At 42.5% G+C, this 22,646-nt stretch carries 22 protein-coding genes; 16 read left to right on the plus strand and 6 right to left on the minus strand.

Annotation, left to right across the window (positions count from 1 at the left end):
• Nucleotides 1–109: 109 nt before the first annotated feature.
• On the minus strand, nucleotides 110–1,513 hold the full coding sequence (gene mmuP / locus MHI35_RS01390) for an S-methylmethionine permease (protein WP_335349840.1): 1,404 nt from the start codon (nucleotides 1,511–1,513) through the stop codon (nucleotides 110–112).
• Between the two features lie 46 nt (nucleotides 1,514–1,559).
• The gene (gene mmuM / locus MHI35_RS01395; protein WP_211063405.1) at nucleotides 1,560–2,498 is read right to left on the minus strand and encodes a homocysteine S-methyltransferase; all 939 of its coding nucleotides are present in this window, start codon (nucleotides 2,496–2,498) and stop codon (nucleotides 1,560–1,562) included.
• Between the two features lie 334 nt (nucleotides 2,499–2,832).
• Here mmuM and MHI35_RS01400 point away from each other — a divergent pair, with 334 nt between their 5' ends.
• The 6 genes from MHI35_RS01400 (at nucleotide 2,833) to MHI35_RS01425 (ending at nucleotide 8,025) form a co-directional block, all read left to right on the plus strand.
• Nucleotides 2,833–3,663 (plus strand): YitT family protein, encoded by an 831-nt coding sequence (locus tag MHI35_RS01400; RefSeq protein WP_249407387.1) that lies wholly within the window; start codon nucleotides 2,833–2,835, stop codon nucleotides 3,661–3,663.
• A 99-nt stretch (nucleotides 3,664–3,762) separates the two neighbouring features.
• Complete coding sequence (locus tag MHI35_RS01405) at nucleotides 3,763–5,118, plus strand: IS1182-like element ISBpu1 family transposase (protein WP_284553666.1); 1,356 nt, start codon at nucleotides 3,763–3,765, stop codon at nucleotides 5,116–5,118.
• A gap of 167 nt (nucleotides 5,119–5,285) precedes the next feature.
• Entirely contained in the window at nucleotides 5,286–5,603 is a 318-nt protein-coding gene (locus MHI35_RS01410) for a PadR family transcriptional regulator (protein ID WP_012008800.1), read from the plus strand.
• Complete coding sequence (locus MHI35_RS01415; protein ID WP_180309649.1) at nucleotides 5,596–6,183, plus strand: DUF1700 domain-containing protein; 588 nt, start codon at nucleotides 5,596–5,598, stop codon at nucleotides 6,181–6,183. Before MHI35_RS01410 ends, MHI35_RS01415 begins: the two co-directional genes overlap by 8 nt.
• Complete coding sequence (locus tag MHI35_RS01420) at nucleotides 6,180–6,350, plus strand: hypothetical protein (protein ID WP_167550604.1); 171 nt, start codon at nucleotides 6,180–6,182, stop codon at nucleotides 6,348–6,350. Before MHI35_RS01415 ends, MHI35_RS01420 begins: the two co-directional genes overlap by 4 nt.
• Before the next feature lie 322 nt (nucleotides 6,351–6,672).
• The gene (locus MHI35_RS01425; protein WP_172692994.1) at nucleotides 6,673–8,025 is read left to right on the plus strand and encodes an IS1182 family transposase; all 1,353 of its coding nucleotides are present in this window, start codon (nucleotides 6,673–6,675) and stop codon (nucleotides 8,023–8,025) included.
• Between the two features lie 102 nt (nucleotides 8,026–8,127).
• Here MHI35_RS01425 and MHI35_RS01430 read toward each other — a convergent pair whose 3' ends face one another.
• Nucleotides 8,128–9,345 (minus strand): multidrug effflux MFS transporter, encoded by a 1,218-nt coding sequence (locus tag MHI35_RS01430; RefSeq protein WP_335349622.1) that lies wholly within the window; start codon nucleotides 9,343–9,345, stop codon nucleotides 8,128–8,130.
• Between the two features lie 211 nt (nucleotides 9,346–9,556).
• On the opposite strand from MHI35_RS01430, the gene MHI35_RS01435 reads away from it, so the two are divergent.
• Entirely contained in the window at nucleotides 9,557–10,105 is a 549-nt protein-coding gene (locus MHI35_RS01435) for a GNAT family N-acetyltransferase (RefSeq protein WP_335349621.1), read from the plus strand.
• A gap of 46 nt (nucleotides 10,106–10,151) precedes the next feature.
• Here the strand turns inward: MHI35_RS01435 and MHI35_RS01440 are convergent, their stop codons facing one another.
• Nucleotides 10,152–10,355: a hypothetical protein gene (locus tag MHI35_RS01440; protein WP_012008805.1), complete on the minus strand. Its 204-nt coding sequence runs from the start codon at nucleotides 10,353–10,355 to the stop codon at nucleotides 10,152–10,154.
• 114 nt (nucleotides 10,356–10,469) lie between these two features.
• On the opposite strand from MHI35_RS01440, the gene MHI35_RS01445 reads away from it, so the two are divergent.
• Nucleotides 10,470–11,009: a DUF402 domain-containing protein gene (locus MHI35_RS01445; protein WP_335349620.1), complete on the plus strand. Its 540-nt coding sequence runs from the start codon at nucleotides 10,470–10,472 to the stop codon at nucleotides 11,007–11,009.
• A gap of 38 nt (nucleotides 11,010–11,047) precedes the next feature.
• On the opposite strand, the gene MHI35_RS01450 is transcribed toward MHI35_RS01445, so the two are convergent.
• Nucleotides 11,048–12,661 carry a S8 family peptidase gene (locus MHI35_RS01450; RefSeq protein WP_335349619.1) on the minus strand — a complete coding sequence of 538 codons (1,614 nt, stop codon included), beginning with the start codon at nucleotides 12,659–12,661 and terminating at the stop codon, nucleotides 11,048–11,050.
• Nucleotides 12,662–12,847: 186 nt separating this feature from the next.
• On the opposite strand from MHI35_RS01450, the gene MHI35_RS01455 reads away from it, so the two are divergent.
• From MHI35_RS01455 to MHI35_RS01470, 4 genes are all read left to right on the plus strand, one after another.
• Nucleotides 12,848–14,329 carry an amidase gene (locus tag MHI35_RS01455; RefSeq protein ID WP_211063400.1) on the plus strand — a complete coding sequence of 494 codons (1,482 nt, stop codon included), beginning with the start codon at nucleotides 12,848–12,850 and terminating at the stop codon, nucleotides 14,327–14,329.
• A 37-nt stretch (nucleotides 14,330–14,366) separates the two neighbouring features.
• Nucleotides 14,367–14,930 carry a TetR/AcrR family transcriptional regulator gene (locus MHI35_RS01460; RefSeq protein ID WP_088003844.1) on the plus strand — a complete coding sequence of 188 codons (564 nt, stop codon included), beginning with the start codon at nucleotides 14,367–14,369 and terminating at the stop codon, nucleotides 14,928–14,930.
• Between the two features lie 80 nt (nucleotides 14,931–15,010).
• The gene (locus MHI35_RS01465; protein ID WP_335349618.1) at nucleotides 15,011–16,033 is read left to right on the plus strand and encodes a quercetin 2,3-dioxygenase; all 1,023 of its coding nucleotides are present in this window, start codon (nucleotides 15,011–15,013) and stop codon (nucleotides 16,031–16,033) included.
• Nucleotides 16,034–16,183: 150 nt separating this feature from the next.
• Complete coding sequence (locus tag MHI35_RS01470; protein ID WP_058015216.1) at nucleotides 16,184–17,317, plus strand: zinc-dependent alcohol dehydrogenase; 1,134 nt, start codon at nucleotides 16,184–16,186, stop codon at nucleotides 17,315–17,317.
• Between the two features lie 22 nt (nucleotides 17,318–17,339).
• On the opposite strand, the gene MHI35_RS01475 is transcribed toward MHI35_RS01470, so the two are convergent.
• Entirely contained in the window at nucleotides 17,340–17,777 is a 438-nt protein-coding gene (locus tag MHI35_RS01475; protein ID WP_144522476.1) for a MarR family winged helix-turn-helix transcriptional regulator, read from the minus strand.
• A 261-nt stretch (nucleotides 17,778–18,038) separates the two neighbouring features.
• Between MHI35_RS01475 and MHI35_RS01480 the strand changes: the two genes are divergently transcribed.
• The 4 genes from MHI35_RS01480 (at nucleotide 18,039) to MHI35_RS01495 (ending at nucleotide 22,630) form a co-directional block, all read left to right on the plus strand.
• Nucleotides 18,039–19,547, plus strand: coding sequence for a class I adenylate-forming enzyme family protein (locus tag MHI35_RS01480; RefSeq protein WP_335349617.1), 1,509 nt, complete (start codon nucleotides 18,039–18,041; stop codon nucleotides 19,545–19,547).
• A 66-nt stretch (nucleotides 19,548–19,613) separates the two neighbouring features.
• Complete coding sequence (locus tag MHI35_RS01485; protein WP_144522474.1) at nucleotides 19,614–20,996, plus strand: amino acid permease; 1,383 nt, start codon at nucleotides 19,614–19,616, stop codon at nucleotides 20,994–20,996.
• Nucleotides 20,997–21,095: 99 nt separating this feature from the next.
• Entirely contained in the window at nucleotides 21,096–21,461 is a 366-nt protein-coding gene (locus MHI35_RS01490; RefSeq protein ID WP_058015219.1) for a VOC family protein, read from the plus strand.
• Nucleotides 21,462–21,769: 308 nt separating this feature from the next.
• Nucleotides 21,770–22,630, plus strand: a complete 861-nt coding sequence (locus tag MHI35_RS01495) for an alpha/beta fold hydrolase (protein WP_211063395.1) — start codon at nucleotides 21,770–21,772, stop codon at nucleotides 22,628–22,630.
• Nucleotides 22,631–22,646: the final 16 nt, after the last annotated feature.

Below are 22,646 nucleotides of genomic sequence, written 5' to 3' on the forward strand. Positions count from 1 at the left end.
TCCCTTGGTTCATCCTGAAAATCATAGATTCCTATCATATACCAAAGTGTGCTTCTTTTACTAGTGATATCCTTTTTTGTCAGACTATTTTCATAGAAAAAACCTGGCGTTATACACCAGGTTCTTCACGTTTTTTCTGAATCCAAGCTGTTACATAATAGGCAGCATAGCAGAGCGCAATGAAAGGAATGCCGCAGATAAGGGCAATCCGCTGATTTGGATCAAAGGCAATGGCGATCACAGAGGCAAGACACAGGAAGAAGGCAGCAATCGGAACCACTGGATAGAGCGGGGTTCGAAAGGAAAGATCATGAAGCTTTCCGCCTGCCTGTAAAAAACGTTTCCGAAACATAAATTGTGAGGCAGCAATCCCCATCCACACGATCACAACGGCAAGCCCTGAGATTGAAACAAGGACAAGGTAAACCGTCTCTGGTGCGATGACACTTGAAAACAAAGAAAGAATCCCGCCGATCATACTTAAAATCAGTGCATTCAAAGGTATTCCTTTTGATGTTAGCTTCGCCAGTTTTTTAGGCAGGGTCCGTTCCTCAGAAAGTGACCAGAGCATACGGGATGACGCATATAGTCCAGAGTTTGCGGCAGATAAGATCGCTGTCAAAATGACAAAATTCATGAAATCTGCGGCATATGGAATCCCAATGCGATCAAACACCACAACAAATGGACTTTTGATCACCCCGGCTTCTTCTACTGGGATCAGGCCAGCTAAGACTACGATTGTTCCAACGAAAAACAAGACAAGCCGCAGTACGGTTGTGCGTATCGCTCTTGGAATGGTCTCGTCAGGATTGACGCTTTCACCCGCCGCAATCCCAATTAACTCCGTACCTGAAAAAGCGAAATTGACGGCAAGCATCGTCATTAAAATTGGTAAAAAGCCGTTTGGGAAAAGACCACCTTCCCCGGTGAAATTAGAAAAGAACGGAGCGGCTTCACCGCCTTTTAATGGAATCAAGCCAAACATCGCAGCTCCGCCAAGAATAATAAAGAGAATAATAGCCATTACTTTAATGCTGGAAAACCAAAACTCTGATTCTGCAAAAAACTTAACTGTAAACGCATTGAGTAAAAAGATAAGAAGAGCAAAGACGCCGCTCCACATCCAAACTGATGTGTCCGGGAACCAGCGCTGCATTAAAAGCCCTGCCGCTGTAAATTCCGACCCGAGTGCGACTGTCCATGTCAGCCAGTACAGCCAAGCGACTGTGTAGCCTGTGCCGGGTCCAATATATTTTGTTGCATACGTATGAAACGCCCCTGTAACCGGCATGGCAACAGACAGTTCGCCTAAACAAAGCATCACGAGGTACACAATTAATGCCCCGACAAGATAGGCAAGGATTGTTCCCGCGGGTCCTGCTTGATTGATAGTATACCCAGAGCTTAAAAAGAGCCCTGTGCCAATGACGCCGCCTAGAGAGAGCATGAACAGGTGGCGACTCGTCATTTTTCGTTGATATTGTTGTGACTGATCTTTTGCTTGTTCCATGTCTTCCCGCCCTTTTGCTTAGAAGTATGTGTGATGAATCATGGTGCTATGATGTGATAAGTTTTAAGATGTCCGTGATATCTTCTGGGGTCGTCCGGCAGCAGCCGCCGATGATATGTGCGCCGTCTTGATACCATTGATGCGCACATTCACCAAATGTATGCTGAGGCGTATCCCCGCTCCATACCTTTTCTTCAGGATCATATAGTTCCCCTGAGTTTGGATACACGACAATCGGCTTGCTTGTCCCCTTTTTCATCTCTTGAATGAGGGAAGAGATATATTGCGGCGGCGTACAGTTAACGCCAACAGCAGCTATTTGTTCATAAGGTTCTAGTGTTTGTACACATTCTCTGAGCAAATCTCCTTCACTAATATGAAGGTCGTCCTTCGCGCTGAATGTAATCCAAGCAGATACACCGCTGAATTCATCTTGCAGCAGCTTTGCGATGGCTGTTGCTTCCATGAGACAAGGGATCGTTTCACACGCAAGAATATCTGCACCAGCCTCTACTAATGCCTGAATCCTTGGTCTATGAAAATCAATGAGTGCCTGCTCTGTGAGTCCGTAATTTCCTTTATATTCTGAACCATCAGACAAATAAGCGCCGAATGGCCCCACAGATCCTGCGACAAATGGTTTTGTCCGCCCTTTACGACTAGCTTCATCCTGCCAGAAAAGATTGCGTGCCTCTTTTGCTAAAGTGACAGATCGTTTCATTAGTTCAATGGCTTCTTGTTTTGAATAGCCTTTTTCAGCGAATCCATCAATCGTCGTTTGGTAGCTCGCTGTTGTGGCACAGTCAGCTCCGGCTTTGAAGTAATCCAAGTGTACTTGCTGAATCAATTCTGGTTGTTCAATCAGTATTTTGGCTGACCATAAACTGTCATTTAAATTGCAGCCCTTTCGTTCAAGCTCTGTTGCAAGTGCACCGTCTAAAATTAAAGGTGCGTGAGCCTGTAAACGGCTTTGAATAGGATTCATCGAATGGAACACCCTCCTTTTTAGTCGGAAATGATGGATATGATATGAGGCAGTAGTTTAAATGACTAAAGTGTTTTTGTCAAGGAGAGGAAAAAGCATATGACCGCTAAAAAACCCTGAAAACATGCGGGTTTTCATGCATAAACATGCAGTCAAAATAATAGAAAACCAAGTCATTGACAGCCTCCAAAAAGAGATATATATTATGAAAAGGTTCATTTCAGAAAGCTTCATCAAAAGGCGCTGTCTTTTGATTTTTATTTTGTTCAACGACTGTCTTCTTTCGTGCAGAAAGAGGGTTTTTTATTTGCTTAAAAAAGGAGGAAAGAAGAAATTGAAAAAATGTGTAAAAGATATCGCAATGATTCTAATTGGTTCTTTTTTGTTTGCCGCCGCAGTAAATATGTTTGTCATTCCGCTTGAATTTGGTGAAGGCGGTGTAACGGGACTGTCCATCATTTTCTATTATTTGTTTGAAATTGCACCATGGCTGACGAACCTAGTCTTTAATGCCATTCTGCTGCTTGTAGGGTATAAATATTTGGACAAAAAGACGACGATCTATACTGTGGTTGCCGTCGCAAGTAACTCCCTATTCTTACACCTGACCACAACATGGGTCGTGAATGTTCACGAATTGATCATTGGGGCCATTTTCGCAGGAATCATAATTGGAGTTGGGATTGGTCTTGTGCTAAGAGCAGGTGGTACAACGGCGGGTTCTGCCATACTCGGAAGAATTGCCAACAAGTATTTAGACTGGAACGTGAGCTACGCCATCTTGTTCTTTGATCTGATCGTCGTATTTGCTTCCTACTTTATTATTGGTGCGGAAAAATTAATGTTCACGATTGTGATGCTGTATGTGGCAACAAAGGTGATGGACTTCGTGATAGAAGGGCTTAACACGAAAAAGGCAGTGACGATCATTTCTTCATGCAAAGATGATATTGCCGAAGAAATCAATCACACTTTGGATCGAGGCGTGACAATTTTAAACGGCCGCGGTCATTATTCAAAGGAATCAAAGGAAATTCTTTATGCTGTCATTCAAAAACAAGAACTTATGCGTCTAAAGAAAATTATTAAGAAAATTGATCGAGACGCATTCGTTGTTGTCCATGACGTGCGTGATGTGTTCGGAGAAGGATTTGTGAATATATAAAAACGAAAAGACCCCAAAAGGGTCTTTTCAGCTTGTAGACAAAGTCTACAAGCTTTTTTGTATAATAAGGGTAATAACAATAATCTGTGGGGGATAAACATGTTATCGAAACGTGAAGAAGAAAGACGGAATCAATTAGAAGTAGTGGCTTTAGATGAATTAGTGCCTCAAGATCATCTTGTACGGAAAATAGATCAAGCAATCGATTTTGACTTTATTTATGATCTTGTCAAAGATCACTATAGTTCCGACAATGGAAGACCAAGTGTTGATCCTGTTGTTCTCATTAAGATGGTCTTAATTCAATATTTATTTGGTATTCGCTCTATGCGTCAAACCATTAAAGAAATTGAAACCAATGTGGCTTATCGTTGGTTTATTGGATATGGGTTTTCGGAGAAAATCCCGCACTTTTCTACCTTCGGTAAAAACTACGTGAGACGCTTCCACGATACAGATTTATTTGAACAAATTTTCTACCGAATCTTAAGAGAAGCGATGAAAAAAGGGTTCGTTGACCCGTCTATTGCCTTCATTGATTCCACTCATGTCAAAGCGAATGCCAATAAGAAGAAACTTGAAAAGAAAGTCGTTCGAGTAGAAACGCGAAGTTATCAAAATCAGCTTCATGAAGAGATCAATATTGATCGTGAAGAACATGGAAAAAAGCCCTTACCCCTACAGAATAAAGAAGAAACAAAAGAAATCAAGGTCAGCACAACTGACCCAGAGAGTGGCTACTATGTAAAGGATGAACGTGAAAAGTCATTTGCTTATTCATTTCATACAGCTTGTGATTCAAAAGGATTTATTTTAGGCTCGCTGGTCACAGGCGGAAATGTTCATGATAGTCGTATGTTGGATTCACTCGTATCAAAGGTGACAGAGAAAGTCGGAAAACCAAATGTAGTCGCAGTAGATGCGGGATATAAAACACCTTACATCGCTAAGTTCTTAATGGATCAAGAGATAAGACCTGTCATGCCCTACACTCGTCCAAGAACAAAAGCTGGTTATTTGAAAAAGAATGAATACGTATACGATGCATATTTTGATTGTTACATTTGCCCCAACGGGCAAATTCTCTCTTATCGTACAACGACTAGAGAAGGCTATAAGCAATATGCGTCCGATTCAGAAGTATGTAAGTCCTGCTCGTTTTTAGATAACTGTACCCAAAGTCAAAACCACACCAAACAAATTCATCGGCATATTTGGCAGGATTACCTAGATGAAGCAGACAATCTGAGACTTACTGAAATAAATAAGAGCATCTACGCAAAACGGAAAGAAACGATTGAACGCGTTTTTGCGGATGCAAAAGAAAAGCATGGTATGCGTTGGACGAAACTTCGTGGGCTGAAAAAAGTTTCAATGCAAGCGATGCTTACTTTCGCTGCCATGAACCTTAAAAAGCTAGCAAACTGGACATGGAAAGTACCATGTCCAGCGTAAAACACGTGATGTTTTTTCAAAAAAATGTGAAAACCCCACTTTTACTTGAAGTAAAAGTGGGGTTTGTCTACGGTCTGAAAAGACCCCAAAAGGGTCTTTTTTTACTTTATACCTCTTGTCACATGATACTATGTAATGTATAGTATAAATGGTTAGGAGTTGTAATCATGAATGCACAATTAAAAAAAGGTTTACTGGAATTCTGTGTACTGGCGGTATTAAAGAAAGGCGATTCCTATGGTTATCAAATGATTAAAGATATGTCCCATTGTATTGAGATTTCAGAATCGACATTATATCCAATATTAAAGCGGTTAGAGCAAAACAATTATGTGGAGACCTATTCCCAGGAACATAATAGTCGATTAAGAAAATACTACCGGATGACACAAAGCGGCCGTGAGCATATGGCGCAGTTTTTAGCGGAATGGGATCAAGTGATGGCGATTTACGACTTTATTTCTGGAGGACAGGGCAATGAATAAAAAAGAATTTTTAGCTAGCTTAGAGAAGCACCTGCATCGTCTAGGCGAAAAAGAAAGTGATCGGTTCATCGAGTATTACGATGAAATGATCGAGGATTATCAGGAAGATGGCTACAGTGAACAGGAGGCAGTTCATCAAGTGGGTCAGCCTGCCATCATTGCTGAAGGGATTTTGAAGGAACAAGGAATTAAAACCGTTCAGGTGCCGACGTTTGGAGAAAAAGCTACAAGGCTTTCCATCCTCATTTTAGGTTTTCCATTATGGGGTAGTATTCTAGCCACAGTTTTTCTGCTAATTCTTTCTATGTATATGGTAATTTGGTGCATTCCACTCGTGACAGGTACAATGACGCTAGTTGGTCTGCTCGGCGGTTTTTGGAGCATCATTGGTTCTCCGTTTATCTTTCAGGACGGTTTGCATGTGGTGGTGACGCAGATTGGCGTTGGTATTTTTCTATTAGGTGTCGGATTATTATGCGGCATGGCTACGGTGTATTTGACAAAGCTATTTGTTCAAATGACTTTTCAAACCACTAAGGCATTCATGGGAATGTTTAAAAAGAAGGTTGTGAGAGTATGAACGTGAATGATTTAAAAAAACAATGCATCAAATGGGGGATCATCTTCACCGTTGCCGGAGGAATTGTCATGGCAATTGGTTTAGGACTATCAGGCTTTGATCTAGATGCATATGACAACAATGACCAGAACAATGTGTTCCGCACGATCAATTGGAGCAAGCCATAAATGAAAGACCCGCTTATGCGGGTCTTAGCGTGTAAACAAACCCTCGCATTGTTTGTCAGTCCTGCGTGCTGGTGCTCACGAATGACAAATTCGCTCCGCGCCAGTACTCGACCTTCCTAGGGCTGCAAAGGTTTTCTATCACGCTAAAAAGAAGACAAAGGGCTAAAATCAAGTTCATTTTAGCCCTTTGTCAACAATCGGAGACCCGCTTATGCGGGTCTCAGGCTGTCGAGAAAATCTCGGCAGCTTTATTTTTCCCTTAAATTTTCCACCACTCCATTTTATAATAGAGAAAAGCATTCTAAAGGAAGGTGTTTTTCTCATGTTCCACACTAGAAATTCTTCTCAGCACGAAGCCGAATTTGTATTGCTAGATCAACTGGTCGAAGAGGACCACCTGCTTCGTAAAATTGATCAGTACATTGATTTTTCATTTATCGTAGATAAAGTAAAACCCTATTATAGTGAGAATAAAGGTCGTCCTTCTCTTGATCCGCTTATTTTGTTCAAAATGATGTTTATCGGATACCTTTACGGTATCCGTTCTGAAAGACAACTCGAAAAAGAAATTTACTATAACATGGCGTATAGATGGTTTTTAGGTTTGAACATCAATGATCCCGTTCCCCATCACTCCACTATTAGTTGGAATCGTCGTACTCGATTTAAAAATACAACGATTTTTCAAGACATTTTCGATGAGATTGTGCTTCAAGCTATCAATCATGATATGGTAGGAGGTCGCGTTCTTTTTACTGATTCAACTCATCTTAAAGCCAATGCTAATAAACATAAATATACGAGAAAAACGATTGAACAAGATACCCAGAACTATATCAATGATTTAGAAGAAGCAGTCCAAGAAGATCGGGTGGCACATGGAAAAAAGCCCTTAAAGGTAAAAGAGGAGGTGAAAACAGAAAAAGACATTCGTCAAAGTATGACTGATCCTGAAAGTGGCTATTTATATCGCGAAAACAAGCCTGAAGGCTTTTTCTACCTAGACCACCGGACAACAGATATGAAGTATAATATCATCACCGATGCTCATGTCACGCCTGGAAATGTCCATGATTCTGTTCCATATCTTGATCGGTTAGATCACCAAATCGCACGATTTGGTTTTCAAGTAGAAGCTGTTGCGCTTGATTCAGGTTATTTGACAACACCAATTTGTAAAGGTCTATCTGATCGACATATTTTTGGTGTCATTGCCCATAGACGTTTTCATCCAACAAGAGGATTATTTGAGAAGTGGAAATTTCAGTATGATTCTGAAAATGATCATTACATATGCCCAAAAGGTGAGAAGCTTTTATATACGACAACAGATCGAAAAGGTTATCGATTCTACAAATCAGATCCTAAAAAATGTGCATCGTGTCCTTTCCTTGAAAGATGCACAAGGTCGAAAAATCATCAAAGAGTCATCTCAAGACACATATGGGAAGAACATAAAGAAAAGATCAGACAGAATCGTCTAACTGTTTCTGGAAAAGAGCTATATAAAAAAAGAAAAGAAAAAATAGAGCGAAGCTTTGCAGATTCAAAACAACTGCATGGGCTTCGCTACTGCCGGTTAAGGGGGAAACAAAATGTGAGTGAGCAAGTTCTCCTCACAGCTGCGTGTCAGAACATGAAAAAGATTGCCACACACCTAGCGAAGCTAGGCTAGGTGTGTGGGAGGCCTTTTTCATTAAATCTCATCCATCCTAATTACGATGAAAATAAAAAAGCCTGTAGAAAAACATGAGTTTCTCTACAAGCTGAGACCCGCTTATGCGGGTCTTTTTTTCGCTCGAACTACAAAGAAGAAATAACAGCAAAGTGCACCTAGTTCACAAATCATAATGATCAGGCCCATTGGAAAGGCTGTTTGGCTTCCGGCTAGTCCGACAAGAGGTGTCATGCAGGCGCCTAGTAGCATTTGTGCCACACCGATGAGTGCGGCTGCACTTCCTGCATGTGCGCCGTGATGCTGCATCGCAAGAGACGGGGCAGAGGTGCCAACAATTCCAACGCTTGAGACCACGAAAAAGAGCGGAATAAGAATGCCATACAACCCTGCATCAATGGAGATCATCAAAAATAAGGTGACGCCGCCTAAAGCAGCTATCAGCAATCCAATGCGAAGAACCTTCTCTTCGCCAATTTTCGCAGCGACCCTGGCAAATACTTGTCCAGCTGTGATGATCCCAAGACTGTTCACTGCAAAGGCAGCACTGAATCCTTGTGGAGATAGGTGAAAAAGTTCCTGAAGCACAAACGGTGAGCCAGAAATATAAGCAAACATCGCTGCGAATACAAGACCTTGCGAGAGGGCATACCCAACAAAGAGACGATCACTCGCTAAAATTTTCATGGCACTTACAATCTGTTGAAAGCCTCCTGTCTGTCTGCGCTCCGCAGGTAAGCTTTCTTGAAGTGAAAAAATGGATCTCAGCAGCATCAAGGCTCCGAGAATTCCTAAAAGAACAAACACACCCTGCCATGTGGTAAAGCGTAACATCTGTCCGCCCACGATAGGTGCCGCTGCAGGGGCAACCCCGTTGACCAACATGAGCAGTGCAAAGAATTTCGTCATTTCTGAGCCTTCATAATGATCACGTACAATGGCTCGCGCAATGACAATTCCTGCTGAACCAGCGAGTCCTTGAATCAATCTTAAGAGGATGAATGTCCAAATCGACGTGACCACTGTACATAAAAGGGATGCAGCGATAAAAATGATTAAGCCGATCATCAGCGGTTTTCTTCTGCCGATCGTATCACTGATCGGACCTGCAATCAGTTGTCCAAGCGCCAGTCCAATAAGACAAGCCATCAGACTTAATTGAGACAAAGCAGTGCTCGCTTCAAAATCGCGCGCAATATGAGGCAACGCAGGTAAATACATATCCATTGCAAGCGGTGCAAGGGCTGTTAAAGAACCAAGCAATGCGGCAAGGAGAAATCGTTTTTTTTTCGATTCTTGGGGATAAGATAAAGAACTCATATGACATTACACTCCTCGTATACTTCCTCAAAACAGCATAATGAATCAAGCGTTCCTTTTCAATGGAAATTTTCAAAGAGGATTCCGTGCAAAATAATTGATCTTTCGAATCAGACTCTTTACATTGAATGAGTAGAGAAAAAACAAGGTCATCGACATGCAGTATTTTCATGATACGTATATCTAGCAATAGAGAGCAGGAGGTGCTGACATGGAGCAGCAAGAGCTGATCATTCGTCAAGCAGTCAAAGAAGATCATGAGTACATTAGACACGTACTCATCAAATCCTATTCACAGTATGAGCCTCAATTTACAGAGGAAGGTTGGCAAAATTATTCTGCTGCGCTTGCAGCAGCTGTAGATAATCCCAACATGGAGCTGATGCTTGTGGCGGAGCTTGAAGGTCAGATCGTAGGAACACTTCAAATGTTCCGATCATCAGAGCAAGCGTATGACAAACCCGAAATGGGCATTACATCAGCCATCGTCCGGTTTTTAGGGGTAGATCCCGATGTCAGAGGAAAAGGAATCGCAGAGTCATTGTTACGTAAAAGTATTGAACTCACGCAATCATGGGGCGAAAATGTCCTGTACCTTCATACATCTGATAAAATGCAGGCTGCCATTCGCCTTTATGAAAGAATGGGCTTTGAGCGTGCACTAGATAAAGAATTTGTGAATCAAAATGGGACGCATGTCAAGAGCTATCAATATGTCATCCAGAAAGAACAGCCGGCACGTTCATCACATCACTCATAATAAAAGGAAGAGCATGTCCTCAATGGACAGCTCTTCCTTTTTCAATTTACGCCCACAGTACAAGCGCCCAATAGGATACTCCCCATGAGATTAAACCGAACATTACAAAGAACTTTAACATGCGCTCATAAGGAGAAAGCTTTCGTTCTCTCTTCGTTTTCACCAGCTGCCTATATAGGGCATAGCCGCAAAAAATGAGGATGATTTGTCCAAGCTGTGTCAGGTTTTCAAGAATCGTGATTCCGTTCATTTATTTCACCTCATCATAGGTCTTCCCTATGTGAATGCAGCAACCCTTTATTTTTTCATAAAAAAACGGTGTATACTGGAAAGAGAGAAACTAGATGCAAGAGGGAGTTGTGACATGTTGTTTTGGCTACATGTGGATCGGTGGGATGAAGTAATCGAGAGAAAAATCAAATACGATCAGAAGGTTGTGGAACATACGTGTCAGCTGTTAGACGCACAGGGACAGAAAATGGTACTTTTTCACAAAATTGAAGAGACGTTTACGATGAGTGCAGATGATGATACGCTGACGATTCCAAAAGGGAGCTATACGACCGCCTACTATTGGAAGGATCGCCCTTACAATATGTATTTCTGGAGAGATGATCAAGGGAAGGAACTAGGTTCTTATTTTAATATTGTGGGGAATACATCGTTCAACGGCCAGCTGGTTATGTTTGAAGACCTCATTGTTGATCTTCTCGTTCTTCCGAATGGTGATTTTTTTGTATTGGATGAAGATGAGTTGCCAGAGAGTTTAGTGGATTTTGAACAAGGTTCTGTGCGCCGAGCATTAGAAGGTGTGATGGCTTCGTTAGAAAGCATATTTGATCAAGTGAGGGCAGATGCCGATGGGAAATATCATCACAGCTTGTTTGCGCCGCTGTTGAAATAAAAAAACGATTCCTGTAAAGTGAGGAATCGTTTTTTATGTTACACCTTGATCCGGTTTAATCGTTTTTGTAAACTTGTTTTCGTTTTAGAAGCTTTTAGCTGTTTGACAGCACTTTGAGCCGATGCTTTATTTTTTTTCGTCCGTTTGGCTTCCGCTTTTTTGACCTTTTGTTTGGCGTCTGTCACTTTCTTTTGATAGGCGACCTGTTTTTTGACTTTGTCGAGCCGGTTTTGCAGGCTTGTTTTTTCTTTGCCTTTGTTTAGTTTTTTGATAGCCGTTTGGGCGCTTTTAATGGCGCCTTGTGTTTTGCTTTTTTCGGCTGTTTGAACCTTTGCACGTGCTAAGCGGATATCAATGGTTCCTTGTACCTTTTTCACCCGTTCGGTGAGTGCTGTTTTTTGTTTACTTGCAGTGAGCCGGCCAATTCTCGTTTTGGCTTGATTGACATCTGCCTGCTTTTTAGACGTCTCGGCTGTTTTGACAGAGCTAGTCGCAGCCTTCAAAAAGCTAGACTGCGGTATATATTGCACGCGGCCATAGCCGAATTGTGGATCCTTTCCTTTTGCGCCAAGGTCCACTGTATAGCTGCGCAATAAGGTGCGAAGCTGTACATTTGTTTTCTTCGGATGAAGCTGTTTCAACAGTGCCAGCATGCCTGTGACATGTGGCGCAGCTTGCGATGTACCTGTTGCATACCAATATTCATTTTTTAAATAAGTGCTAATGACGTTCTGGCCAGGGGCAGAAAATTCGATGCCTTTCCCTGTATTTGATATAGACGCGAGTTTGTCTTTGTCCGTCGTTGCAGAAACAGCAATGACGCTATTGTAAGCGGCAGGGTAGCTAATAGCATTCTTCTTCCCATCATTCCCGCTTGCAGCGACCACAAGCAGTCCTTTTTTGTATGCTTCATCCACTGCTGAGCGTAAAATAGGGATATTGTCTTCAAATCCTAGACTTAAATTCAGAATATCCATCTTGTTGCTAATGGCCCAATCGATTCCTCGAAGCAAACTGTACAAGTCGCCTTCTCCCTTTTTATCTAACACTTTCACAGCATACAGCTTCGCGCCAGAAGCGACGCCGACTGTGCCGTAATCGTTATTGAGGGCACCAATCGTTCCTGCTACATGTGTGCCGTGTCCTTCATCATCTTTATAGGAAGATGTGTACTTCACGAATGATTTACCGCCGGATATTTTTAAATCCTCATGTGGAGAAATACCAGTATCTAAAACGGCTACTTTCACATTTTTCCCCGTGACGCCTTCTTTTATCGCTTGTTTTACATTCAGCTTTTGCAGGTTGTAAGATTTTTGAACCAATGCATCCTGATTCGTAGAGGCAGCGGTTTTTTTCATCGTAGAAGAAGCGAGTTTGACCTTTATGTTTTTTGAGACATACGCGATGTTTGGATCTTGTTTGAGTGACGTGACCGCTTGTTCATCTGCTGTCACAGCGACAGCGGGAAGATGTATGTACTGTGCGTTCACTTTTTCACTTTCTTCAATAGCTGTTTGCTTTCCTTTTTGGTTTTTATAGACGATGATGACATCTGTTTCTTTTGGCGGTGCAGCTGCCTGCGAATGGTAAGGCAAAGCAGTTGACAACGCAAGAAGAAACGCGATGACTACGACGATTTTCTTTTTCAAGGCGATAGCCCCTTGCATACGATGACCTCCGTCTTTTTTTCTCTATTATATCGGAGAAATGAGAAGGATGGTTAGAAGAATCATAATGTTTGTCAGAAAGTTTTTTTACAAGTAATCTGAAATTGAAATTCATATAAAACTAGTAGACAATAGAGAGAACATAATAACAGAAAGTAGGATATGCTGATGAACGTAAACGAGTATATGACGTACGATGCGACAGGCTTGGCAGCACTTGTACGGAATAAGCAGGTAACGCCAGACGAGCTTGTACAAGCTGCATTTGCTAGATTGAATGAGGTCAATCCTGAACTAAATGCGTTGATTCAGACAAGGCAAGATCAAGTAGTAAAAGAAATGAACACATTACATACGAATCAGCCGTTTGCGGGCGTTCCATTTGTACTGAAAAATATATCGCAAGGGCTGGAAAATGAACCACTGACAGCAGGAGCTGCATTGTTAAAGGATGTAAAGGCAAAAACGGACTCCCATTTTGTCCAGCGATTGAAGCAGGCTGGATTTCTCATGGTGGGGCATACAAACACACCAGAATTCGGATTAAGAAATGTAACAGAACCTGCTTTACATGGTCCAACGAGGAACCCTTGGCATCCTGACTATTCCCCTGGCGGTTCAAGTGGCGGGACGGCAGCGGCTGTTGCAAGTGGTATCGTACCTGCTGGTGGAGCGAGTGATGGTGGGGGGTCCATCCGGATTCCAGCATCCTTTACAGGTTTGTTCGGTCTCAAGCCAACAAGAGGAAGAACGCCGGTAGGGCCAGGCGCAGGAAGGCAGTGGCAAGGGGCATCCATTGACTTTACACTTACAAAAACAGTGAGGGACAGTGCAGCCCTTCTTGATCTGCTTCAAGTCATTCAGCCTGAAGCGGCTTTCCAAACGCCATTATACGCCGGCAGCTATCAAGAAGATCTAGTGAAACGGACATCTTCTATGCGCATTGCTTACAGTGTAGAATCTCCAGTAGGTACGAAGGTCAGTGAAGAAGCGAAGCAGGCGGTGCAGCAAACAGTGAAATGGCTGAGTGATCAAGGGCACCAAGTAGAAGAAGCAAAGCCGGCAATCGATGGAATTCATCTGATGCAGCAATACTACGTCATGAACAGCGGAGAGATGTCTGCACTATTCACGTCCTTGAATCGTTCATTAGGACGTCCAGTCAATCCAGAAGAAACAGACATCGTGGCTTGGGTGTTAGCTGAGGCTGGCAAGAACGTAACCGCGGCTGCTTACACAGAAAGTCTTGATGCATGGGATATGGCGGCTGCACAAATGGCGTCATTTCATCAAACCTATGATCTCTATGTGACACCAGCGACCGCCTATTCAGCTCCTAAGGTTGGTGAGTTGATGCATTCGAAAGAAGAAATTACTGAGCTATTACGTGTGTCATCTCTCTCAATGCAAGCGCAGCAGGATCTTATTTATGACATGTTCTTAAAGAGTTTGACCTATACACCATTTACACAGCTTGCCAACTTAACGGGTCAGCCTTCTATGAGCGTTCCTGTTCATCTTACTGAGGCGGGTATGCCTTTAGGTGTACAGGTCACAGCACCTAAGGGGAAAGAGGATTGGCTGCTTCGGCTTGCAGCGGAAATGGAGACATCCTCGATTTGGAAAGGAACCAATCAACTCATACGTTGAAACGACATTTGTCTATGGAGGGAAAGGAGTGTCACACGTGAGTACGAAGGATAGAATTATTCAAACGGCCGCACTTCTTTTACGCAAACAGGGGTATCATGCGACAGGATTGAATCAAATCATTAGAGAGAGCGGCACGCCTAAAGGGTCTCTTTATTATTATTTTCCAAACGGAAAAGAAGAGCTAGCCATAGCAGCCGTTGAATATATTAGTCAAAAGGTTATCAATCGAATTGAAGAAAGCTTTGCCTATTCGGACGATCCTTATATCGCCATCGACCGTTTTATGTCAAACATCATCCGAGGATTTACGGAGCAGGAAAATGAAAGAGGGATTCCGATTGTCTTGCTGGCGGCAGAATCCAAACCAGAACATACGCAGCTTCATACTGCATGTAAACAAGAAATGATCCGCTGGCAAAAGCTTGTGAAAGAAAAGCTCATGAACAGCGGATATGAAGAAAACAAAGCGGATGAGTTGGCTTCTCTCCTTCATTCAATGGTGATAGGGGGTCTATCGATGACCACAGCACTCAAACAAACGACACCGTTAGAACATGTGAAATGTTACCTTAGACACTTATTTATGCGAGATGAATAAAATCTCTCGCATATTGTCTATCTATTATATCAATTGGTCTATATAATAAAGATAGTCAATTCGTCATGAGGAGTGATGGGATGTCGGAACAACCGCAATTGATCAAGCAATCCGAAGGTACCTCTTTTTATACCGTGTCTGGTTCAGGGAAGCTGTATGGGCTGGAAAATCAGCTTGTTCATGTGCTGGCAGAAGCAAATCAAACGAATGAGCTGTTTGAGCTTGTCTTAATCACAGGTGGGAAAGGAGCTTATTTTCCACTTCACTGTCATGAGCACTTATTTGAAACCATTTTTGTGCTGGAAGGAAAGCTTGAAGTGATCTTGGACGGTAAAAAATATATGGTCACAGCCTTCGATTATATTCATATCCCACCCAAAACGATCCATGGCTACAGAATGCATAGTCACAAAACAAGATTTATTTCATATACGTTGGGCGGACAAATGACAGATGTCTATCAGCAAATTGGAAAAAAGCTTCAGCGTAACGAATGGCCGATGACCGATCATGCTTTCGATGCAGCCAGCTTTGAACAAGCTGAAAAAGAAAGCGATCTCATATTGATGCATGGTATCCGGCAGCTGTCCAATACAACAAAGCCCTCCGTTTTATTTCATAGTCAGCTCCCTCAGGCAGTGCAATCCTACGTATTAGAGGCTGGTGAAGGGAAGCAATACATTATTGATGGTCAGCTTCATGAGCTGATCGCAACAACAGAAACAACTGGAGGCGCGTTCAGTCATTTTGTGATTGAAGGCGCGAAGGGAAAGTATTTCCCCCCGCATTATCATCAAGTACATACAGAAGCACTCTATTGCGTTGAGGGAAAAATGAATCTTCAGTTGAACGGAGAGGATATATGCCTGATGCCGGGTGACTTTGCCTATATACCGCGGGATACGATTCACTCTTATGAATTCGCGTCCCATTCTAATAAATTTTTGCTTTTGCTGCTCCCGGGAAAGATTGAGCAGGTGTATGAGCAGTTTGAAGAATCACAAAGCCCGAGTATATGTCCTTATTTTATTCAAGAAGGGAACTTGATGATCGATCGAGAGACCTCCTCTCAATATGATTTGGTCTTTATCGAAAAAGGATAAATATGTAACGCGTTACACATGATTAAATAAACGCCTGTCGAACCGATCGACGGGCGTTTTTGTTTTTCAAAAATTCCTGATCTGACGTATGAACCATCCATTCAAGGTGAAGCTATATACAGATGATTTTCGCTAAAGGAGGAAATGCATGTGAGAGCTGTTACGTACCAAGGGAAAAATAGCATCGCAGTGAAGAAAGTAGATGCGCCATCGATTCAAGATCGGGAAGATGTGATCATCCGAATAACATCAACAGCCATTTGTGGATCTGATTTACATTTGTATCAGGGGAATTTCCCGCTTCCAATCGGCTATGTGATTGGGCATGAGCCAATGGGGATTGTGGAGGAAGTTGGCCCGGATGTTACGGCAGTAAAAAAGGGAGACCGTGTCGTTATTCCATTTACCGTTGCATGTGGGCAATGCCAATATTGTCATCACCACTTAGAAAGCCAATGCGACAACTCAAACCCGCACTACGATTCGGGTGGACTTTTTGGATATAGTGAGAAATACGGCAACTATCCTGGAGGACAAGCAGAGTATTTACGTGTGCCTTTTGGAAATTACACGCCGTTTAAGATTCCGGATGATTGTGAGCTGGAGGATGAACAATTGCTGTTTTTATCGGATGTTCTTCCAACTGCTTATTGGAGCGTGGAGCACGCTGGTGTGAAAAAAGGTGATACGGTCATTGTGTTAGGCTGTGGACCTGTTGGGCTAATGGCGCAGCAATTTGCATGGCAAAAAGGGGCAGAACGTGTGATTGCGGTCGATTATATTGATTACCGTCTGCGACATGCAAAGCGGATGAGCGGCGTAGAAGTATTTGATTTTACAGAAGACCCTGACATGGGAGAAACGTTAAAGGAGCTGACCAAGGGTGGAGCCGATGTTGTGATCGACTGTGTGGGAATGGACGGGAAGAAGTCGCCGCTTGAAAAAATTGAGCAGAAACTTAAGCTGCAAGGTGGAACGATCGGACCGATTCAAATTGCCACAAAAGCCGTCCGCAAATGTGGAACGGTGCAGATGACAGGTGTGTACGGCGGCCTATACAATATGTTCCCATTAGGTGCCTTCTTCGCAAGAAACGTCACCCTAAAAATGGGACAGGCCCCGGCGAGAGGCTACATGTCAAAGCTTTATCAAAAAGTGACAACTGGTGAAATTGATCCTAGAGCGATCATCACACACCAATTGCCGTTAGATGATGCCGCTCATGCGTATCACATATTTAATGACAAAAAGGATGATTGTATAAAGGTCATCTTAAAGCCATAAAAAAGAAGGCTTAGGAATGTTCCTAAGCCTTTAAAGTGTGCTCGTCCACCATTTTTTCGATTAATTCAAAAAATGTTTTTTTATCTTCTTCTGAAAGGTGGTTGAACAGCTGATTAACAAGCAATTGGCGGTTGTCGATCATTTGTTTTGCAATTTGTTCACCAGATTCAGAGAGTTCAATCCATACAGTACGGCGGTCATTATTATTTCGAGAGCGGATAATCAGCCCTTCATCTTCTAAGTGATTGAGAGCGGTTGTTGTTGCAGAGGGAGATAATGAAACTTCCTGCAGAATATTTTTCACAGTACATGATTGATGACGATAAATGATGCGTAAAATAAACCCTTTCACATTCGTGACATTTTTCGGGATGTTCTCTTCATCTATTTGTTTCGTCGCCTTTAAATACTTTGTTAGCGCATGGTCTAATAAACTTGCCTCTAGCTCGAAATGTTGCATTCTCCATACCTCTTTTCCTATTGCATTCGCTTTTTCCGATCAATTACTAGGTCTATCTTATCATAATAGTTATCATCATTTAAACCAAAATGGAAGACGGCTATAAAATTACCTATATTATCAATTAATATAAAGAACAATTCCAAATTGAAATGATTTTACTTTCAGCTGGTTTTATTTTAGAATGTGAATGAGATAAAATCTGCCAACCCATTCACTGGAAATTGGCTATTGTAAATCAAACGTTTGGAGATGAAGATATTGAATACATTACAGGCATTACTTAACGACAGAATGGAACGCTCTTCACAAATTGAAGCGGTAACTGGCGGGGGTGTGTCTTATACATTTGAAGAATATGCAAAGCGTATTGACCAGCTTGCCCATTACTTACATCAAAAGGGGATTCGAAAAGGGGATCGTGTTTGCTTTATTTGTCAAAACCATCATCACTTTTCAACGATTATGCTAGCAGCCATCAAAGCAGGTGCAGTCGCAGTTCCGCTTAGCTGGCAGCTTACTTCCTTTGAGCTGGAAGGTATTCTGAAAAAAGCAGAACCAAAGGCTTTATTCTTTGACCGTGAATTCCGTGACATCATTGCGGCAGTGAATGTGTCTTTAGAAGATTGCCTGATGGTGGAATCCGGTGTCAATGCGAAAACAACACAGCTGTTTGAAGACATTTTGGCATCAAATGATGGAAGTAACCTTGCTGAAGAGGTATCAGAAGAGGATCTAGCGATGATTTTATTCACCTCTGGGACAACGGGCAATCCAAAGGGCTGTATGGTCGGACATGGACGAATCTATCAATTTTTAACAAGACATGGGAATCGAGGATTCGATCTGAAAGGAAAACGATACTTGGCGAGTCATCCTTTGTATCATATGAGTTCGATTAATCATCTGATCGCAGCTGCGATTGAAGGATATACGCTTGTCTTCTTACACGATGCAACACCGAAACGCATTTTAGAAACGATTGAGAAAGAAAGAATTACGTTCATGATGGCTTTCCCATCAGCTTACACGTACATGCTAGAAGAAATGAAACACGGTTCATATGATCTCTCATCTTTTGAAATTGCAATTTCTGGCGGAACGAAGGTGCCGGTACGCTTAATTAAAGATTACAAAGAAGTAGGCATTCAGATGATGCATGGCTACGGAAGTACGGAAGCATGGGTTGTGAGTGCTTGGCATCCAGCGATGGGCGAGGACAAAATGGGCTCTGCAGGTAAAGTGGATCCGGATGTAGAAGTGAAAATTGTGCATCCTGAGACAGAGGAGACATTGCCAGCTGGAGAAATTGGCGAAGTGGTTATGAGAAGCCCATTTTATTTCTTAGGCTACTATCATCAGCCTGACGCGACAGAGAAGGTACTGAAAGATGGCTGGTTTCATATGGGAGATGCAGGCTATCTAGATGAAGACGGTTTTCTTTTCATCACAGGCAGATACAAAGATGTGATTCTGTACGGCGGGGACAATATTTACCCTGACCAAGTAGAAGAAGTCATTGATCAAATTCCAGGTGTGATTGAATCAGCTGTCATTGGGGTACCGGACGAATTATATGGTGAAGTGCCAAGTGCGTATATCGTAAAAGACGATTCCGTCGATTTTTGCGAAGAAGATGTGGTGACCTATTGCCAGGAACGTTTGGCAGATTACAAAGTGCCCTCCATTCATTTCACAGAGGAGCTGCCAAAAAACAAGCTTGGTAAAATCATGAAGAAAGATTTACGTGAATTGGTTGTGAATGCGTAGTACCTATTCTGCTATAATGAAATTTGAATGATTTTTTGTTTTTCTAACGTTTTGGAGGGAAAGGGTTTGCGACATATTCTTCGTAAGAAACACATTCACGACTTGTTAGAACAGAGCAGGCAGCAAAAGGTAAAGAAAACGCTGGGCGGGCTCGATCTCACGCTCCTTGGTATAGGGGCAGTGATCGGCACGGGGGTCATGGTGTTAACCGGAATCACAGCGGCTAAGGATGCAGGGCCAGCTGTCATTTTCTCCTTTGCCATCGCAGCGATTGTGTGCAGTTTGGCAGCACTTTGCTATGCAGAAATGGCTTCAGCGCTGCCTGTATTCGGCAGTGCGTACATTTATTCATATACAACGATGGGAGAGCTTGTCGGGCATCTAATGGGATGGACGTTATTGTCCGTTTATATGCTGACTGCTTCAGCTGTCGCCAGTGGCTGGTCGAGCTATTTCAACAGCTTGCTTGAAGGGTTTGGAATTTCGATTCCCCATCAATTTTTAGCGGGACCAGAACAAGGTGGATATATGAATCTACCAGCCATTATCATTGCTTTGCTGATTGCGTGGATCTTATCTAGAGGAACGAAGGAAAGTAAAAAATTCAATAATATCATGGTGTTTGTGAAACTCGGTATTATTGTTCTTTTCATTGTAGTAGGCGGGTTTTATGTACAGCCAGCCAATTGGCAGCCATTCATGCCGTTTGGTGCAGAAGGTGTCATTGCCGGTGCTGCTGCTGTGTTTTTTGCCTTTTTAGGATTTGATGCGATTTCTGCTTCTGCAGAAGAGGTGAAAAATCCACAGCGGAACCTGCCAATTGGTATTATTGGTTCATTACTCATTTGCACGATCATTTACATTGTCGTTTGTTTGATTATGACGGGTATGGTGCACTATACAAAACTGAATGTCACAGAGGCTATGTCCTATGTCCTGCAAAGTGTACATCAAAATAGCGTAGCCGGTATTATTTCTGTCGGTGCGGTCATTGGATTGATGGCTGTGATTTTCGCCAATAATTATGCAGCAACTCGAATTGCCTATGCGATGGGCCGAGATGGTCTTTTGCCGAAATTGTTTTCGAAGACAAACAAAAGCGATACACCTGTTGCAAGCATATGGATGATTGGCGGCATGACAGCTGTTATTTCAGGGTTTATTGATTTAAAGGACTTGTCTAATTTAGCGAATATCGGTGCTTTATTGACGTTTGCGATGGTGAGTTTATCTGTGCTTATTTTGAGAAAGACCCATCAGCAGCTTGAGAGGGGATTCCGGGTTCCTTTTGTGCCAGTCCTGCCGATTATTTCAATGGGCTGCTGCTTGTTCCTTATGCTCAATTTACCAGGCCGCACGTGGCTTTATTTTGGTGTTTGGCTGTTAATCGGTGTCGTCATGTACGCAGCGTATTCAAACAAACATAGTGAATTAGCGAAATCTTCATGAGAAAAAGGTGCAAATCCGTTGACGATTTGTGCCTTTTTTCATACGATTTGGGATAAGCTATAAAAGAGAAGATGGACGGACAAGAGGAGGATGAGGGATATGATTAGTGTTAGTCCTTATATTGTGGTAGACGATGTGAAGGAATCTCTTCAATATTATCAAGGGATTTTTGGTGGTGATATTCATATTCTAAATGAACATCAAGACCGTGTGCTACATGCGGAACTGCACCTTGGAGAATCATTGCTTCACTTTTCAGATACGTTTGGCCGCACACCAAAGCCCGAACACCTCAGATTGATTATGCAGTTTGACAATGAAGAAGAACTAAAGGCTGTATATGAAGCGCTAGAAGCTGATGGAGATGTACTGGTCGAATTACAGGATACGTTCTTTGGGGCACTTCACGGACAAGTACAGGATCGCAAAAATGGGTTGATCTGGGTGCTGAATTATATGAAATAAACCAAGACCTTCACCTTCGTGAAGGTTCAGCGTGTAGACAAACCCTCGCATTCGTTGTCAGTCCTGCGTGCTGGTGCTCACGAATGTCAAATTCGCTCCGCGCCAGTACTCGTCCTTTCTAGACTGCAAAGGTTTTCTATCACGCTGAAAAGAAGACAAAGGGCTAAAATCAAGATCATTTTAGCCTTTGACATCAATCTGGACCTTCACCTTCGTGAAGGTTTTTTTTGGAGTGCTTTTATTTTCTGAAAAATGGAAAATATGCTATGTTGGAAGAATAAAAGAACAAGGAGAAAGGTGGCAAAGGGATGGAGCAAATTGAATTTCAATTAATTCAAACAAATGGTGTCACACTTCACACAGCAATGGCTGGACCTGAGGATGGACCGCTGCTTATACTGCTGCACGGATTTCCTGAGTTCTGGTACGGCTGGAAGAACCAAATCATGCCTCTAGCCGAAGCAGGCTATCGTGTCGTCGTTCCTGATCAAAGGGGCTATCATCTAAGTGATAAGCCAGAAGGAATCGAATCCTATGTATTAGATCAATTGAGAGATGATATCGTAGGGCTGATTAAGACGCTTAGTCCGAACCAAAAGGCGATTGTAGGTGGTCATGATTGGGGAGGCGCAGTTGCTTGGCATTTGGCATCCACACGTTCTCAATATGTGGAGAAATTAATTATTGTCAATATGCCGCATCCGCGGGTGATGATGAAAGTTCTTCCGTTTTATCCACCACAGTGGAAGAAGAGCTCCTATATCGCATTCTTTCAGCTTCCGAATGTGCCAGAGGCAGCACTTCAAGAAAACCACTTTCAAAAGCTGGATGAAGCCATTGGACTGACTGCAAGACCCCATTTGTTCACGAAGGAAGATGTATCAAGCTATAAGCTGGCTTGGACGCAGCCAGGTGCCATGACCTCAATGCTGAATTGGTACCGCGCCATCAAAAAGGGCGGCTTTGAAAAGCCAATATCAAAGCGCATTTTAGTACCTGTTCGCATGATCTGGGGGATGGAGGACAAGTATTTAAGCAGAAAGCTGGCGAAGGAAACGATGAAGATTTGCCCAAATGGACAACTAATTTTTGTCGATGATGCTTCTCATTGGATCAATCATGAAAAGCCAGAAGTGGTGAACAAACTCATACTCGAATTTTTGAAATAAAGAAATAGCTCTGATC

Origin of the sequence: Bacillus sp. FSL K6-3459 (assembly GCF_038003305.1) — a bacterium.
Taxonomy (GTDB): Bacteria; Bacillota; Bacilli; order Bacillales; family Bacillaceae; genus Bacillus; species Bacillus pumilus_O.

Bases quoted from the DNA above. Each gene is read 5' to 3' on its own strand.
- MHI35_RS01495 (WP_211063395.1), top strand. From the start codon at position 21,770: ATGGAGCAAATTGAATTTCAATTAATTCAAACAAATGGTGTCACACTT.
- MHI35_RS01465 (WP_335349618.1), top strand. From the start codon at position 15,011: ATGTCGGAACAACCGCAATTGATCAAGCAATCCGAAGGTACCTCTTTT.
- MHI35_RS01455 (WP_211063400.1), top strand. From the start codon at position 12,848: ATGAACGTAAACGAGTATATGACGTACGATGCGACAGGCTTGGCAGCA.
- mmuP (WP_335349840.1), bottom strand. From the start codon at position 1,513: ATGGAACAAGCAAAAGATCAGTCACAACAATATCAACGAAAAATGACG.
- MHI35_RS01420 (WP_167550604.1), top strand. From the start codon at position 6,180: ATGAACGTGAATGATTTAAAAAAACAATGCATCAAATGGGGGATCATC.
- MHI35_RS01490 (WP_058015219.1), top strand. From the start codon at position 21,096: ATGATTAGTGTTAGTCCTTATATTGTGGTAGACGATGTGAAGGAATCT.
- MHI35_RS01410 (WP_012008800.1), top strand. From the start codon at position 5,286: ATGAATGCACAATTAAAAAAAGGTTTACTGGAATTCTGTGTACTGGCG.
- MHI35_RS01475 (WP_144522476.1), bottom strand. From the start codon at position 17,777: ATGCAACATTTCGAGCTAGAGGCAAGTTTATTAGACCATGCGCTAACA.
- MHI35_RS01430 (WP_335349622.1), bottom strand. From the start codon at position 9,345: ATGAGTTCTTTATCTTATCCCCAAGAATCGAAAAAAAAACGATTTCTC.
- MHI35_RS01440 (WP_012008805.1), bottom strand. From the start codon at position 10,355: ATGAACGGAATCACGATTCTTGAAAACCTGACACAGCTTGGACAAATC.
- mmuM (WP_211063405.1), bottom strand. From the start codon at position 2,498: ATGAATCCTATTCAAAGCCGTTTACAGGCTCACGCACCTTTAATTTTA.
- MHI35_RS01435 (WP_335349621.1), top strand. From the start codon at position 9,557: ATGGAGCAGCAAGAGCTGATCATTCGTCAAGCAGTCAAAGAAGATCAT.
- MHI35_RS01405 (WP_284553666.1), top strand. From the start codon at position 3,763: ATGTTATCGAAACGTGAAGAAGAAAGACGGAATCAATTAGAAGTAGTG.
- MHI35_RS01425 (WP_172692994.1), top strand. From the start codon at position 6,673: ATGTTCCACACTAGAAATTCTTCTCAGCACGAAGCCGAATTTGTATTG.
- MHI35_RS01445 (WP_335349620.1), top strand. From the start codon at position 10,470: ATGTTGTTTTGGCTACATGTGGATCGGTGGGATGAAGTAATCGAGAGA.
- MHI35_RS01415 (WP_180309649.1), top strand. From the start codon at position 5,596: ATGAATAAAAAAGAATTTTTAGCTAGCTTAGAGAAGCACCTGCATCGT.